Source organism: Pseudomonas sp. R45(2017) (assembly GCF_002112305.1).
Taxonomy (GTDB): Bacteria; Pseudomonadota; Gammaproteobacteria; order Pseudomonadales; family Pseudomonadaceae; genus Aquipseudomonas; species Aquipseudomonas paraglycinae.
The window spans coordinates 254,180-267,149 of the sequence record NZ_NEHH01000011.1 but is presented as its reverse complement, the minus strand read 5'-3'; the positions used below and the strand labels follow the sequence as shown (position 1 = coordinate 267,149).

Sequence of the window (12,970 nt, the reverse complement as noted above, 5' to 3'; positions counted from 1 at the left end):
TTCACTCTACCCCTGACCTTCCAGACTGAAAACCGATAAGATCGCCACAACCTGTCAGGAAAACTCACAGATATCATGAGCCATGACCTCCCCCCGCTGAACGCCCTGCGCGCCTTCGAAGCCACCGCCCGCCTGAACAGTGTCAGCCAGGCTGCGGAGCAACTGCACGTGACTCACGGTGCGGTCAGCCGCCAGCTCAAGGTGCTGGAAGAGCATCTCGGCGTCAGTCTTTTCGTCAAGGACGGTCGTGGCCTGAAACTCACAGATGCCGGCATCCGTCTGCGCGATGCCAGCGGCGAGGCGTTCGACCGCTTGCGCAGCGTTTGCGCCGAACTGACCCAAAGCACCGCCGATGCGCCGTTCGTACTCGGTTGCTCCGGTAGCTTGCTGGCGCGCTGGTTCATTCCCCGACTGGGAAGGCTGAATGCCGATCTGCCGGACTTGCGTCTGCACCTGTCCGCCGGTGAAGGCGATCTCGACCCGCGTCGCCCGGGACTGGATGCATTGCTGCTGTTCGCCGAACCGCCATGGCCGGCGGACATGCAGGTGTACGAGCTGGCCAGCGAGCGAATCGGCCCGGTCATGAGTCCGCTGTTCAGCGGCTACCAGCGGCTGCAATCGGCACCGCCCATCGCCCTGCTCGACGAACCCTTGCTGCACACGACTTCTCGCCCGCAAGCCTGGCCAAGCTGGGCGCAGCAAAGCGGCCTCGACGCCAAGGCGTTGAAACTGGGGCAAGGTTTCGAGCACTTGTATTACTTGCTGGAAGCGGCCGTCGCCGGGTTGGGCGTGGCGATCGCGCCGGAACCGCTGGTGACCGAAGACTTGAAGGCCGGACGCCTGGTCGCGCCATGGGGCTTCAGTGAAACCCCGGCGCAACTGGCGTTGTGGCTACCCAAGCGCGCCGCAGACGGGCGCGCCCGGCAATTGGCGCAGTGGCTCAGGAACGAGCTGCGCCAGGCAGATCACTCGCCGCGCTTGAACAGCAAGTAAGCGGCCAGCAGACCCAGCGCACCGACCGCCACACCGGCAGTCGTCCACGGGTGTTCCTGCGCGTAATCGCGGGTGGCGATACCGGTCTCGCGGGTTTTGACTTTGACTTCTTCGTAGGCATCGCTGAGCAGGCTGCGCGAATGTTTCAGCGCACTTTCGGCATTGCTTTTCAGCGCCTTGAGGGTCTTGCGCGACTCGTCAGAAGCGTCGTCCTTCAGGCTTTCCAACGACTTGAGCAGACTCTCGATCTCCGCTTCCATGCTTTGCAACGAGGCTTTGCGTAACGAGGTGTTGGCCATGGTGGCTCTCCTGCATTGGTGATGAGTGGCGTGTGTTGTTTGGGACTTCACGGGTTCTGGAAAGTGCAGAAAATCTGAACTTCCTCTCGCCCGGATCGCCGAAATCAACACGGCAAATCGCTGCTAGGCTCAATTGCACACTTCAAGGAGAACACCATGAGTGACCATCACACCTACAAGAAAGTCGAGCTGGTCGGTTCGTCCACCAGCAGCATTGAAGACGCCATCAACAATGCGTTGGCCGAGGCCAACAAGAGCATCAAGCATCTGGAATGGTTCGAAGTGACCGAAACCCGTGGCCACATCAAGGACGGCAAGGCGGCGCACTTTCAAGTGACCCTGAAAGTCGGGTTCCGGATTGCCAGCAGCTGAGTTTGGTCTACGCTTCTGAACTTGCGCGCTGGCCGAGTGCCATAGGAATGGCAATGCGCTACGAGGTGAGTGCATCGAGCGAACGGCTCGATGCCTGCCTTTTTTAATCCGACCAGGGAGTGCGACCGATGAAGAAGTTCATGTTGGCGGTAGGTTTGTTGAGCCTTGCGGGTGGTGCGTTTGCTGCCGGCAAGCCTTGTGAAGAACTGAAGGCCGAGATTGCGGCCAAGCTGGATGCCAAGGGCGTTTCCGGGTATTCGCTGGAGATTGTCGACAAGGGTGCGGCCAGTGGCGGCAAAGTCGTCGGCACCTGCGAAGGCGGCGCCAAAGAGATCGTCTACACCCGCGGCTGATCACGCCGGAAAAACAAAAGCCGACGCTATGCGTCGGCTTTTTTTGCGCGCGGCGATCGGGCTCAGCCCTTCATGACCTGCGCCAGCAGCTCGTAGGAATGCAGGCGATCGGCGTGTTCGTACAGGTCGCAGGTGAAGATCAGTTCGTCAGCTTGGGTCTGTTCGATCAGCACTTCGAGTTTCGCGCGAATTTTCTGCGGACTGCCGACCATCGCCAGACCGAGGAAATCCCCCACCGCCTCACGCTCGTGGGGCAGCCACAGGCCGTCCATGGTTTTCACCGGCGGACGCTGCACCAGACTTTGCCCACGCATCAGCGCGAGAATTCGCTGGTACACCGAGGTCGCCAGGTAATCAGCCTGTTCATCGGTATCGGCCGCCACCAGCGGCACGCCGAGCATCACGTACGGTTTGTCGAGTACAGCCGATGGCTTGAAGTGATTGCGGTAGACGCGAATCGCCTCGTGCATGAAGCGCGGTGCGAAATGCGAGGCGAAGGCGTAGGGCAAACCGCGCTCGCCGGCCAGTTGTGCACTGAACAGACTGGAACCGAGCAGCCAGATCGGCACGTTGGTGCCAGTGCCCGGCATCGCGATCACCCGCTGATCCGGCGTGCGCGGACCAAGAAAGCGCGCCAGCTCAGCCACGTCTTCCGGGAAATCATCGGCACTGCCGGAGCGCTCACGGCGCAAGGCGCGGGCGGTCATCTGGTCGGAACCCGGCGCACGCCCCAGACCGAGGTCGATACGTCCCGGATACAGGCTTTCGAGGGTGCCGAACTGCTCGGCGATCACCAATGGTGCGTGGTTGGGCAGCATCACGCCGCCGGAGCCGACCCGGATGGTCGACGTGCCGCCGGCCAGATAACCCAGCAACACCGAGGTGGCGGAACTGGCGATGCCGTCCATGTTGTGGTGCTCGGCAACCCAGAACCGGGTGTAGCCGAACTTCTCGACGTGCTGCGCCAGATCCAGCGAGTTGCGCAGCGACTGCGCCGGGCTGCCGTTCTCGCGCACCGGCACCAGATCGAGGGTGGAAAATTTTACGTCGGACAGTTGCTTCATAAACCTGCATCTCCGATTGAGGGCGCAGGTGTGTTCTTGGCGAACGCAAACCTGCCCAATTCATAAGCGTGTTCTGTGCAATGAGGGCATATACCCGAGTTTCAATAGCCGATCTGAAATTTCCTACTAAAAAAGTCAACGATTCACATGAGCTGAACTTTGTTCCGACGTCTATCCTCAGAAGCCTTGCAGGCAAAAACCACGACGGCGCGGCATTTCGCGCCCGATTTGAAGGAGGCACACATGGCTATCGTGAAGAAGGCATCCGCGCATTGGGAAGGTGACCTGAAAACCGGCATCGGCTCGATTTCCACCGAAACCGGCGTCCTGCGCGAAGCGCCCTACGGCTTCAAGGCCCGCTTCGAAGGCGGCAAGGGCACCAATCCGGAAGAACTGATCGGCGCCGCCCATGCGGGCTGTTTCTCCATGGCGTTCTCAATGATTCTCGGTGACGCCGGGCTCAAGGCCGACAGCATCGACACCCAGGCCGAGGTCACGCTGGATCAGGTGGACGGCGGCTTTGCAATCACCACAGTGAAACTGATCCTCAAGGCAAAAATTCCGGGAGCGACCCAGGCGCAGTTCGAAGAGCTGAGCAACAAGGCCAAGGAAGGTTGCCCGGTGTCCAAGGTGCTGAATGCGAAGATCAGTCTCGACGCATCGCTGGTCAGTTGACTGCTTTGAGCCTAATCAGAACCCGCCAGGCAAAAATGTGGTCGAATAAATGACAGCAGCTTTCGCGCATCTTCGTGCGCGCTGCTTCGATGGAGCTTCAACCATGAAACGTTTTGCCTTGGCGGTTATCTGTGGCGTGCTGGCAACGTCGGCCTTCGCAGCGCCCAAAGACTGCGAAGAACTCAAGCAAGAGATCGAAATCAAGATTCAGGCGAACGCCGTGCCCTCCTACACCCTGGAGATAGTCTCCAAGGAAGAGGCTGAAAAACACGACATCGCCATGATCGTCGGCACCTGCGACAACGGCACCAAAGCCATCATCTATCAGAAGAACGACCGCTGATACGCCTCAGATGATGCAGTTGACTTCGCGGTCCTCGGCGACGATTTCCCGCTCGTCGTTGTACAGGCGGGCACTCGGGGTAAACGCCAGCGAACGGCCTTCGAGCAAGTAACGCTGGCCCGCCTCGAAATGATCGTAGCGGATGGTCAGATAGCACAGCCGCTCAACGGGGCCGGTCATCAGGCTGCCGCCTCCGCCGAACACTTCAAAGTCGAAGCGCACCCGTAGCTCGTGGCTGCCGGGCGTTACCTGAAAGAAACGCCCGTCAGTCAGCCGCCTGTTGTCGAGACGCTCGGCCATCAGCAGTTTCCCGCCGGGGGTTGGCGTGGAGAATTCGACCCAGGCCATGTTCGGGTCGACGGGGGGCAACGGTGTCTGGCACCCGGCGAGCAAGCCTGCGGCCAACAACAGCATCAACGTGCGCATGATGGATGTCCGTGAGTTCGGACATCCAGCATAACGCCGATCAGGTTCGCTGGCAGCCCGCCGGCGTGCCTTGGCCCACCACGTTGCGTTGTTGGTCATAGAGCTTGGCCCACGGGCGGAAACCGATGCTTCCCGCCTGCAACTGATAACGCTGGCCAGCGTTGAAATCCTTGAATTTCACGTTCAACTGACAATCGCGCCACAGCGGCTCGGCATCCGGGCCGATGTTGGTCGCTTCGACCGGGAATTGATAACGCACCGTCAGCTCATGACTGCCGGGCTGCACTTCGAAGTAACGATGATCGACGGAGGCCTTATTGTCGACCTCCAGCGCCTGCAACGCCGTGTCCTGTTGCCGGGCATCCAGATCGATCCAGGCTTGCGAGGGGTCAGGGGACGGCATTCCGAATCCGGCACAACCGGCCAGCGTCAGCACGCTTCCTGTCAGTATCAACATGCGCATAGCGGAGCTCCAATGGGCGGGATAGTCTTGGGCAGACTTTCCGGGGGGATTTCTTATTTTGATCAGGCCGCTTCCAAGCCATGGGTTACTTGATCGCGTTTTGCGGGTTTTGTTTCCGGGTGTGATGATTTTGTTGCTCAGCGGTTGCTCAAGCCTGAGCTATTACAGCCAGCTGGCCAGCGGTCAGCTGCAGCTTTTGCGGGCGCGGGAGCCGGTGGCCAAGGTGATCGCCGACCCGACTCGCGATGCCAAACTGCGCACTCATCTCGCCCAGTCACAAAAAGCCCGGGCCTTCGCCAGTGAACACCTGCACCTGCCGGACAACCAAAGCTATCGCCTCTACGCCGACATCGGTCGGCCGTTTGTCGTGTGGAATGTGTTCGCCACCCCGGAGTTTTCCCTGAGCCCGCAGAACCATTGCTTCCCGATTGCCGGTTGCGTGGCCTACCGCGGCTATTACAGCCAGAGCGCGGCGCGGGGCGAAGCAGCGATTCAGCGCCTGCAAGGCATGGACGTGTCGATCGGCGGCGTCGAGGCCTACTCGACCCTCGGCTGGTTCAACGATCCGATCCTCAATTCGATGATGGGCTGGGGCGACGAGCGTCTGGCGACGCTGATCTTCCATGAACTGGCCCACCAACGTTTCTATGTGAAGGATGACACCGAGTTCAACGAGTCCTTCGCGACCTTCGTCGAGCAGGAAGGTACGCGGCAGTGGCGAGCGTTTCGTGGCTTGCCCCCGGAAAACGACTCGAAACTGAAGCAGCGGGATCAATTCATTCAGCTGATCCTCGATACCCGTTCACGCCTCGAAAAACTCTATGCACAACCATTGGCGACAGCGCAGATGCGCGAGCGCAAGGCGGCAGAGTTCGAACGGTTTCGACAGGATTACCGAGCGATGCGCGATGACCAGTGGGCCGGCGACAAACGCTATGACGCCTGGGTCAATGCGCCGTTGAACAACGCACGGCTATTGCCGTTCGGGCTGTATGACCAGTGGGTACCGGCGTTTGCGGCGTTGTTCAGGCAGGTTGGTGGGGATTGGGTCAGGTTTTACGCAGAGGTCGAAAAGTTGGGTGGCTTGCCGGTCGTTGAGCGTAAGTCGGCTTTGAAAGTGCTGGCAGGCTCATAAACCTACAGCGGCTTTCAGGCCCATCGCGAGCAGGCTCGCTCCCACAGGAAACCGAGTTCCGGTACTGAAACGCGGTCACTGTGGGAGCGAGCCTGCTCGCGATGGCTGATTCATCAGCGCCGCAAAAATGCCTGATGCAACTGATCCAAAGTCTCGAAGTGATAAGCCGGCGCCTCGGCATTCAACTCTTCAAAACTGCCAAACCCATAACCAACAGCCGCCGCATCCAGCCCGTTGCTGCGAGCACCGATCAGGTCGTGCTTGCGGTCACCGATCATCAGCGTATTGGCCGGATCCAGCCCTTCCTCGGCCATCAGGTGCGCAATCAGCTCGACCTTGTTGGTACGGGTGCCGTCCAGTTCGCTGCCGTAGATCACCTTGAAGTGTCTGGCGAAATCAAAGTGCCGGGCGATTTCCCGGGCGAACACCCACGGCTTCGACGTCGCGATATACAGCTGACGGCCCTGGCCGCTCAGGGTTTCCAGCAACGGCGTGACGCCCTCGAACACCCGATTCTCGTACAGGCCGGTGACCTTGAAGCGCTCGCGATAGAAATTCACCGCCTCCCAGGCTTTCGCTTCATCAAAACTATAAAACTGCATGAACGCCTGCAACAGCGGCGGGCCGATGAAGTGTTCCAGCTTGGTCAGGTCCGGCTCATCGATGCCGAGCTTGCTCAAGGCGAACTGAATGGAACGGGTGATGCCCTCACGCGGATCGGTAAGGGTGCCATCGAGGTCGAACAGTACGGTCTGGTAATGCATGAAAAATCCCGGGCAATAGAGAGAAAAATCAGAGCTGGTCGTAGCCTTCGGCCAGATGCAGGTCCTTGAGCTTCACGTAGTTCGCCGCGCTGTAGGTGAAAAAGGCGTTTTCCTTGTCGGTCAGCGGACGGACCTGTTTCACCGGACTGCCCACGTACAGGAAACCGCTTTCCAGGCGTTTGCCCGGTGGCACGAGACTGCCGGCGCCGATGATCACATCGTCCTCGACCACCGCGCCGTCCATGACGATGCTGCCCATGCCGATAAGTACGCGGCTGCCGACCGTACAGCCATGCAGCATGACCTTGTGGGCGATGGTCACGTCATCGCCAATCAGCAGCGGAAAACCGTCCGGGTTGAACGGGCCAGCGTGAGTGATGTGCAACACACAACCATCCTGCACGCTGGTGCGCGCGCCGATGCGGATGCGGTGCATGTCGCCGCGGATCACGGTCAGCGGCCACACGGAGCTGTCTTCGCCGATTTCGACGTCGCCGATCACCACCGCGGAGCCGTCGACAAAAGCGCCTGGGCTCAAGCGTGGGGTGTGATTCTGGTACTTGCGAAGGGACACGATTAGTTCTCTCTCTGTCGCCGATAGCTGCGGTGGGTGTCGATTGTAATTAAGATGGGCGCATGTTTCTTCCAGCCAAGGTGCCAACCGTGAGCGTGAACAACCCTCTTCTGCAGTCCTACGACCTGCCGCCGTTCTCCGCGATCCGTGCCGAACACGTGCAGCCGGCCATCGAAACCATCCTGGCCGACAACCGCGCCGCCATCGCCGAAGTCCTCAAGACCCAGGGCCAGAACCCGACCTGGGCCGGGCTGGTGCTGGCGATGGACGAACTCAATGATCGCCTGGGCGCAGCCTGGAGTCCGGTCAGCCACCTCAATGCCGTGTGCAACAGCGCCGAACTGCGTGAAGCCTACGAGTCGTGCCTGCCGGCGTTGAGCGCCTATTCCACCGAAATGGGCCAGAACCGCGAACTGTTCCAGGCTTATGAAGCCCTGGCCAACAGCCCGGAAGCCGCCGGTTTCGACGTGGCGCAAAAAACCATTCTGGAACACGCCCTGCGCGATTTCCGTCTGTCGGGCATCGACCTGCCGGAAGCCGAGCAGAAGCGCTATGCCGAAGTGCAGAGCAAGCTGTCCGAGCTGGGCAGCCGCTTCTCCAACCAGTTGCTCGACGCCACTCAGGCCTGGACCAAGCACTTGACCGACGAAGCCGCCCTCGCCGGCCTGACCGATTCGGCCAAGGCGCAAATGGCCGCTGCGGCACAGGCCAAAGGCCTCGACGGCTGGCTGATCACCCTGGAATTCCCGAGCTACTACGCGGTGATGACCTACGCCCAGGACCGTGCGCTGCGTGAAGAAGTCTACGCCGCCTACTGCACCCGTGCGTCGGATCAAGGCCCGAACGCCGGCCAGAACGACAACGGCCCGGTGATGGGCGAAATCCTCGACCTGCGTCAGGAGCTGGCCAAACTGCTCGGTTTCTCCAGCTTCTCCGAGCTGAGCCTGGCCACCAAAATGGCCGAGTCCAGCGATCAGGTGCTGAGCTTCCTGCGCGATCTGGCCAAGCGCAGCAAACCGTTTGCCGCCCAGGATCTGCAACAGCTCAAGGCTTACGCCGCCGAGCAAGGCTGCGCCGATCTGCAAAGCTGGGACAGCGGTTTCTACGGTGAAAAACTCCGTGAACAACGCTACAGCGTCGCCCAGGAAACCCTGCGCGCCTACTTCCCGATCGACAAAGTGCTCGGCGGCCTGTTCGCCATCGTTCAGCGTCTGTACGGCATCGAAATCGCCGAACTGAAAGGCTTCGACACCTGGCACCCGGACGTTCGCCTGTTCGAAATCAAGGAAAACGGCCAGCACGTCGGTCGCTTCTTCTTCGACCTCTACGCTCGCGCCAACAAGCGTGGCGGCGCGTGGATGGACGGCGCCCGCGACCGTCGCCGCACCCTCGACGGTGTACTGCAAAGCCCGGTGGCCAACCTGGTGTGCAACTTCACCCCGGCCGACAGCGGCAAGCCTGCGCTGCTGACCCACGATGAAGTGACCACCCTGTTCCACGAATTCGGCCACGGCCTGCATCACCTGCTGACCCGCGTCGAGCATGCCGGCGTTTCCGGCATCAACGGCGTGGCGTGGGACGCAGTCGAGCTGCCGAGCCAGTTCATGGAGAACTGGTGCTGGGAGCCGGAAGGCCTCGCGCTGATTTCCGGCCACTACGAAACCGGCGAGCCGCTGCCACAGGATCTGCTGGAAAAAATGCTCGCGGCGAAAAACTTCCAGTCCGGCCTGATGATGGTGCGCCAACTGGAATTCTCGCTGTTCGACTTCGAACTGCACGCCACTCACGGTGACGGCCGCAGCGTCGCGCAGGTGCTCGAAGGCGTGCGTGACGAGGTGTCGGTGATGCGTCCGCCGGCCTACAACCGCTTCCCGAACAGCTTCGCCCACATCTTCGCCGGCGGTTACGCGGCGGGTTACTACAGCTACAAGTGGGCGGAAGTACTGTCGGCAGATGCCTTCTCGAAGTTCGAAGAGGACGGCGTGCTGAATGCCGACACCGGTCGCGCCTTCCGCGAAGCGATCCTGGCCCGCGGTGGTTCGCAGGCGCCGATGGTGCTGTTCGTCGACTTCCGTGGCCGTGAGCCGTCGATTGACGCACTCTTGCGCCACAGCGGCCTGAGTGAGGACGCGGCAGCATGAGTGAGGCACCCGTGAAGACCAAAAAACGCTTTATCGCCGGGGCGGTCTGCCCGGCGTGCAGCGAGCCGGACAAACTGATGATGTGGAGCGAGGACGATGTCCCGCACCGCGAATGTGTGGCGTGCGGCTACAGCGATACGCTGAATGCCCAAGGGCTGTCGGTGCCGAAAGAGCTGGGCACGCGGGTCAACACCAGCGCGCTCAAGCCTGCCCCGGACAAAACGGTTCAGGCGGTGCAGTTCTTCCCGAATCCGAAGTTGAAGAAAAAGCCCGACGAGCAGCACTGATCCTCAATCACCTTCCCCGATTCGTCGGTGGAAGGTGGTATTGGCTTAACACCTTTCCCCCGCACTTGCTTCGTAGGCTGGCCTTTTTTGCGCCACGCCTCGAAGGAAGCTGCCATGCCCGACACCAATCCCCTCCTGCAACACTGGACGCTGCCACCGTGGCCAGCGATTCGCGCCGAGCACCTGCTGCCGGCGGTCACCAGCATCATTGCGGACAACCAACGAATCATCGCCCAGGTAATCGCCAGTCAGACCGAACATTCCGGCTGGGATGATCTGGTACTGAGCATCGACGAAGCCGACGCGCGCCTCGGTGAAGTTCGCTCGATTCTTGAAACGTTGTCGATGGTCAGATCCGACGATGCGGTCTGGCTCGTGGAAAGCGCCAAAGCGCATCTGGCGATCAATCAGTATCGCTCCGATAAAGCCCGCAATCGCCCGTTGTACGAGGCTTACCAGCGTTTGGCACAAAGCTCGATCGCCGGCAGTTTCGATGAGTCGCGCAACATCGCACTGTCGCGGATTCTGCGTCGTTTCAAGCAGTCGGGCATCGAGCTTCCTGCTGAACAGCAACAGGAACTGGCGCGGTTGAACCGCGAGATCGGCGGGTTGGAGTACGTGTTTCTGGACAACCTCGAGCGCTGGGCCGAGGCGTGGAGCAAACGTATTGACGATATTGCGCTGCTCGCAGGCTTGTCGCCGGCCATGAAAGATCGGCTGGCACTCGCCGCACGCCAGACCGGGCATGACGGCTGGTTGATCCGGCTGGACCAGAACACCTGCCAGCACATCCTCAAGTACGCCGAAAACCGCGCCCTGCGGGAGGAATGCTACGTTGCCTACATGACCCGTGCCTCCGATCGCGGGCCGCTGGCCGGTCGCTTCGATAACGGCCCGGTGCTGACCAGGCTGCTTGCCCTGCGCCAGCAAAAAGCCCGTTTGCTCGGCCATGAAAACGCCGCGCAACTGAGTCTGGCCAAAAACAGCACCCGGACGACGGAATGGGTCAGTGGTTTTCTCCAGCGTCAGGTGGCGCAGCTGGCACCTGCCCTCGCGCAGGATGCAAAACAACTGGCAGCCTTCGCGCAGCAACGCGGGATTGACCGGGTTCAGCCGTGGGATGAAGATTTCCTCGCCGAACAATGGCGCCAACAGCAGTTTCCCGGTGCGCTGGAAAACCTGCGTGATTACTTTCCGCTCGAGGGCACCCTGCGCAGGCTCTTTCTGTTCTGCGAACGAATGTTCGGGATACGCATCGTCGAGCGGTCCGGTGGCGGCCACTGGCATGACGATGTGCGCCTGCTGGAAATCAGCGAGCATGAACAGGTCATCGGCTACATCTACCTCGACCCGTTTCACCGCGACAACGCGGTGGACTTCCCCGGCACCTCCACGCTGCGCAATCGCGGGATCAACGCCGAAGGCCGCCCGGCGCTGCCGATTGCCCTGCTCTACAGCAATTTCACACCGGCCACCGATACCCATCCGTGCTGGCTCGAAATCGACGATCTGCGGGTGCTGTTTCATGAGTTTGGCCATTGCCTCCAACACGTGCTGACACGCTCGCCCCATCACAGCCTGTCCGGCATCCTGCAACTGGGCCATGAAGCGGCGGAGTTTTCCGGGCAGTTGTTCGAGCAGTGGTGTTTGTCGCGGGAGTTTGTGCTGTGGCTCGGCGCGCATTTTCAGACCGGCGAACGCTTGAGCGCCACACGGGTCGACGCGGCACTGTCAGCTGCTCAGGCCCACTCCAGCCGGCAGCAGGCCTTGTTGCTGATGGGGGCGATGATTGATTTCGAGCTGCACCTGACCCCCGGCGACGGGCGCTCGGTCGAGGAGGTCTGCACCGACGTGCAGCGCAGCCTGAGTCCTCTGCAACTGCCGGGCGATCACCGGTTTGCCAATGGATTCGATTACATGGTGACCCAGTACGACGCTTCGGTTTACGCCTACGTCTGGTCGGGCGCGCTGGCTCAGGAAGCGTTCAAGCGCTTCAACCGGGACTGGGTGTTCAACGCGCAAACCGGCCGAGAGTTCCGCGCCACGTTCTTTGCACCAGGTGCGGGGCGTCCGTTGCTGGACGCGGTAGAAGCGTTCATCGGCCGGCCGGTCGCCGGTCTCGTTGACGTGGAGGCCGGACGGGTCACTTCAGATTGACCGTCTGAAACCAGCTCTTCATCGAGCACGTGGCAAACGCGCTGGTGCTGCAATCGCCATTGGCCAGCGCGGTGCGCAATTTATCGACATCGGCCTGCATCACGTAGCGCACGCTGTCCCGGAAGTGCCCACTCTCCCCAAACCCGCCCTGGGTCATTTCGTTCAGGGCGTCTTCCTTGCTCCAGCCCTGCACGACGATCCGGTACATCGCCGCCATCAGGCCGGTGCGATCGGAGCCGTGCTTGCAGTGCATCAACACCGGGCCATCGGCTTCGGCGGACTGGATGGCACGCAGGGTCTTGAGCACGTCACTGTCGTCCACGTGATTGGTGCGATAGGGCAATTGCACCTGATGGATACCGGGGGCTTTCAACCATTTGGAATCCGCTTCCGGCAGGAAGTTGATGACCGTGGCCACCTTCAGGTTGTTCAGCAACGGTACCGCGCCGTCGTCGGGGAGCGCGCTGCGATACAGCGTGGGCGACATCTGGAACAAGTTGTATTGCACTTCTACCGGTTGCGCCCACTCGACGGGACGGGAAGCCGGAGTGTCCGCAGCCTGAGCGGGAATCCAGCTAAACAGCGCAAGCAGCGACAAACAGAATGCGGAGGAAAAACGCGTCAGGAACATGCTTTACGGCGACCGTGTGGGTTTCGTCAGTGAAGGCCGCAGCTTGCTAGCCACGTAGTCAAATCCCCGTGAGGCGCTTGTAAAAGAATCGTGAAGACACCGGTTCCCTTGGTCGAAAAGCGGTCTTTTTTCGGCTGAATCGGTTCATCCGGTTGCTTAGCCTGCTACCATTTGTCACATCATGTTGCAGACGCGTCCCCTTTCTCCCGGTCATTCCGGCCACGTCGCAGCCAGAAAATTCTTGAGCCGTTCACAGAAACGGCTGACAACCATCAATGCCTGATGAGGTGCAT

At 60.8% G+C, this 12,970-nt stretch carries 16 protein-coding genes; 9 read left to right on the top strand and 7 right to left on the bottom strand.

Annotated features, from left to right (window positions below; translation table 11 throughout):
• Positions 1–75: 75 nt before the first annotated feature.
• Entirely contained in the window at positions 76–993 is a 918-nt protein-coding gene (locus CAF74_RS24655) for a LysR family transcriptional regulator (protein ID WP_085748066.1), read from the top strand.
• Here CAF74_RS24655 and CAF74_RS24650 read toward each other — a convergent pair.
• Positions 966–1,292 carry a YqjD family protein gene (locus tag CAF74_RS24650; RefSeq protein WP_011331820.1) on the bottom strand — a complete coding sequence of 109 codons (327 nt, stop codon included), beginning with the start codon at positions 1,290–1,292 and terminating at the stop codon, positions 966–968. The two genes, CAF74_RS24655 and CAF74_RS24650, sit on opposite strands and share 28 nt — an antisense overlap.
• A 156-nt stretch (positions 1,293–1,448) precedes the next feature.
• On the opposite strand from CAF74_RS24650, the gene CAF74_RS24645 reads away from it, so the two are divergent.
• Both CAF74_RS24645 and CAF74_RS24640 read left to right on the top strand, forming a co-directional pair.
• Positions 1,449–1,664 (top strand): dodecin, encoded by a 216-nt coding sequence (locus CAF74_RS24645; RefSeq protein ID WP_007953919.1) that lies wholly within the window; start codon positions 1,449–1,451, stop codon positions 1,662–1,664.
• Positions 1,665–1,792: 128 nt separating this feature from the next.
• Positions 1,793–2,017, top strand: a complete 225-nt coding sequence (locus CAF74_RS24640) for a DUF1161 domain-containing protein (protein WP_085748065.1) — start codon at positions 1,793–1,795, stop codon at positions 2,015–2,017.
• A gap of 62 nt (positions 2,018–2,079) precedes the next feature.
• Here the strand turns inward: CAF74_RS24640 and CAF74_RS24635 are convergent, their stop codons facing one another.
• Positions 2,080–3,081 carry an LLM class flavin-dependent oxidoreductase gene (locus CAF74_RS24635; protein WP_039764807.1) on the bottom strand — a complete coding sequence of 334 codons (1,002 nt, stop codon included), beginning with the start codon at positions 3,079–3,081 and terminating at the stop codon, positions 2,080–2,082.
• Between the two features lie 243 nt (positions 3,082–3,324).
• Here CAF74_RS24635 and CAF74_RS24630 point away from each other — a divergent pair, with 243 nt between their 5' ends.
• Positions 3,325–3,756: an OsmC family protein gene (locus tag CAF74_RS24630; protein ID WP_085748064.1), complete on the top strand. Its 432-nt coding sequence runs from the start codon at positions 3,325–3,327 to the stop codon at positions 3,754–3,756.
• Positions 3,757–3,859: 103 nt separating this feature from the next.
• Positions 3,860–4,099: a DUF1161 domain-containing protein gene (locus tag CAF74_RS24625; RefSeq protein WP_007953935.1), complete on the top strand. Its 240-nt coding sequence runs from the start codon at positions 3,860–3,862 to the stop codon at positions 4,097–4,099.
• Between the two features lie 6 nt (positions 4,100–4,105).
• Here CAF74_RS24625 and CAF74_RS24620 read toward each other — a convergent pair whose 3' ends face one another.
• Complete coding sequence (locus CAF74_RS24620; protein ID WP_085748063.1) at positions 4,106–4,525, bottom strand: hypothetical protein; 420 nt, start codon at positions 4,523–4,525, stop codon at positions 4,106–4,108.
• Between the two features lie 40 nt (positions 4,526–4,565).
• Positions 4,566–4,988, bottom strand: coding sequence for a hypothetical protein (locus tag CAF74_RS24615; protein WP_085748062.1), 423 nt, complete (start codon positions 4,986–4,988; stop codon positions 4,566–4,568).
• A gap of 58 nt (positions 4,989–5,046) precedes the next feature.
• Here CAF74_RS24615 and CAF74_RS24610 point away from each other — a divergent pair, with 58 nt between their 5' ends.
• Positions 5,047–6,123, top strand: a complete 1,077-nt coding sequence (locus CAF74_RS24610; RefSeq protein ID WP_085748061.1) for an aminopeptidase — start codon at positions 5,047–5,049, stop codon at positions 6,121–6,123.
• Positions 6,124–6,236: 113 nt separating this feature from the next.
• On the opposite strand, the gene CAF74_RS24605 is transcribed toward CAF74_RS24610, so the two are convergent.
• Together CAF74_RS24605 and CAF74_RS24600 are read right to left on the bottom strand one after the other, a co-directional pair.
• The gene (locus CAF74_RS24605) at positions 6,237–6,887 is read right to left on the bottom strand and encodes an HAD family hydrolase (protein WP_085748060.1); all 651 of its coding nucleotides are present in this window, start codon (positions 6,885–6,887) and stop codon (positions 6,237–6,239) included.
• A gap of 28 nt (positions 6,888–6,915) precedes the next feature.
• Complete coding sequence (locus CAF74_RS24600; RefSeq protein ID WP_074689744.1) at positions 6,916–7,461, bottom strand: gamma carbonic anhydrase family protein; 546 nt, start codon at positions 7,459–7,461, stop codon at positions 6,916–6,918.
• 89 nt (positions 7,462–7,550) lie between these two features.
• Between CAF74_RS24600 and prlC the strand changes: the two genes are divergently transcribed.
• From prlC to CAF74_RS24585, 3 genes are all read left to right on the top strand, one after another.
• Positions 7,551–9,602, top strand: coding sequence for an oligopeptidase A (gene prlC / locus CAF74_RS24595; protein ID WP_085748076.1), 2,052 nt, complete (start codon positions 7,551–7,553; stop codon positions 9,600–9,602).
• The gene (locus CAF74_RS24590; protein ID WP_007953955.1) at positions 9,599–9,889 is read left to right on the top strand and encodes a YheV family putative zinc ribbon protein; all 291 of its coding nucleotides are present in this window, start codon (positions 9,599–9,601) and stop codon (positions 9,887–9,889) included. Before prlC ends, CAF74_RS24590 begins: the two co-directional genes overlap by 4 nt.
• A 114-nt stretch (positions 9,890–10,003) precedes the next feature.
• Complete coding sequence (locus CAF74_RS24585; RefSeq protein WP_085748059.1) at positions 10,004–12,046, top strand: M3 family metallopeptidase; 2,043 nt, start codon at positions 10,004–10,006, stop codon at positions 12,044–12,046.
• Here the strand turns inward: CAF74_RS24585 and CAF74_RS24580 are convergent.
• On the bottom strand, positions 12,033–12,677 hold the full coding sequence (locus tag CAF74_RS24580) for a dual specificity protein phosphatase family protein (RefSeq protein WP_085748058.1): 645 nt from the start codon (positions 12,675–12,677) through the stop codon (positions 12,033–12,035). The genes CAF74_RS24585 and CAF74_RS24580 overlap by 14 nt on opposite strands.
• Positions 12,678–12,970: the final 293 nt, after the last annotated feature.

What these genes read in the sequence shown, in the direction of transcription:
- CAF74_RS24645 (WP_007953919.1), top strand. Translation starts at nt 1,449, where the DNA reads ATGAGTGACCATCACACCTACAAGAAAGTCGAGCTGGTCGGTTCGTCC.
- CAF74_RS24655 (WP_085748066.1), top strand. Translation starts at nt 76, where the DNA reads ATGAGCCATGACCTCCCCCCGCTGAACGCCCTGCGCGCCTTCGAAGCC.
- CAF74_RS24620 (WP_085748063.1), bottom strand. Translation starts at nt 4,525, where the DNA reads ATGCGCACGTTGATGCTGTTGTTGGCCGCAGGCTTGCTCGCCGGGTGC.
- CAF74_RS24650 (WP_011331820.1), bottom strand. Translation starts at nt 1,292, where the DNA reads ATGGCCAACACCTCGTTACGCAAAGCCTCGTTGCAAAGCATGGAAGCG.
- CAF74_RS24640 (WP_085748065.1), top strand. Translation starts at nt 1,793, where the DNA reads ATGAAGAAGTTCATGTTGGCGGTAGGTTTGTTGAGCCTTGCGGGTGGT.
- CAF74_RS24630 (WP_085748064.1), top strand. Translation starts at nt 3,325, where the DNA reads ATGGCTATCGTGAAGAAGGCATCCGCGCATTGGGAAGGTGACCTGAAA.
- CAF74_RS24585 (WP_085748059.1), top strand. Translation starts at nt 10,004, where the DNA reads ATGCCCGACACCAATCCCCTCCTGCAACACTGGACGCTGCCACCGTGG.
- CAF74_RS24625 (WP_007953935.1), top strand. Translation starts at nt 3,860, where the DNA reads ATGAAACGTTTTGCCTTGGCGGTTATCTGTGGCGTGCTGGCAACGTCG.
- CAF74_RS24580 (WP_085748058.1), bottom strand. Translation starts at nt 12,677, where the DNA reads ATGTTCCTGACGCGTTTTTCCTCCGCATTCTGTTTGTCGCTGCTTGCG.
- CAF74_RS24605 (WP_085748060.1), bottom strand. Translation starts at nt 6,887, where the DNA reads ATGCATTACCAGACCGTACTGTTCGACCTCGATGGCACCCTTACCGAT.
- CAF74_RS24635 (WP_039764807.1), bottom strand. Translation starts at nt 3,081, where the DNA reads ATGAAGCAACTGTCCGACGTAAAATTTTCCACCCTCGATCTGGTGCCG.
- CAF74_RS24590 (WP_007953955.1), top strand. Translation starts at nt 9,599, where the DNA reads ATGAGTGAGGCACCCGTGAAGACCAAAAAACGCTTTATCGCCGGGGCG.
- CAF74_RS24615 (WP_085748062.1), bottom strand. Translation starts at nt 4,988, where the DNA reads ATGCGCATGTTGATACTGACAGGAAGCGTGCTGACGCTGGCCGGTTGT.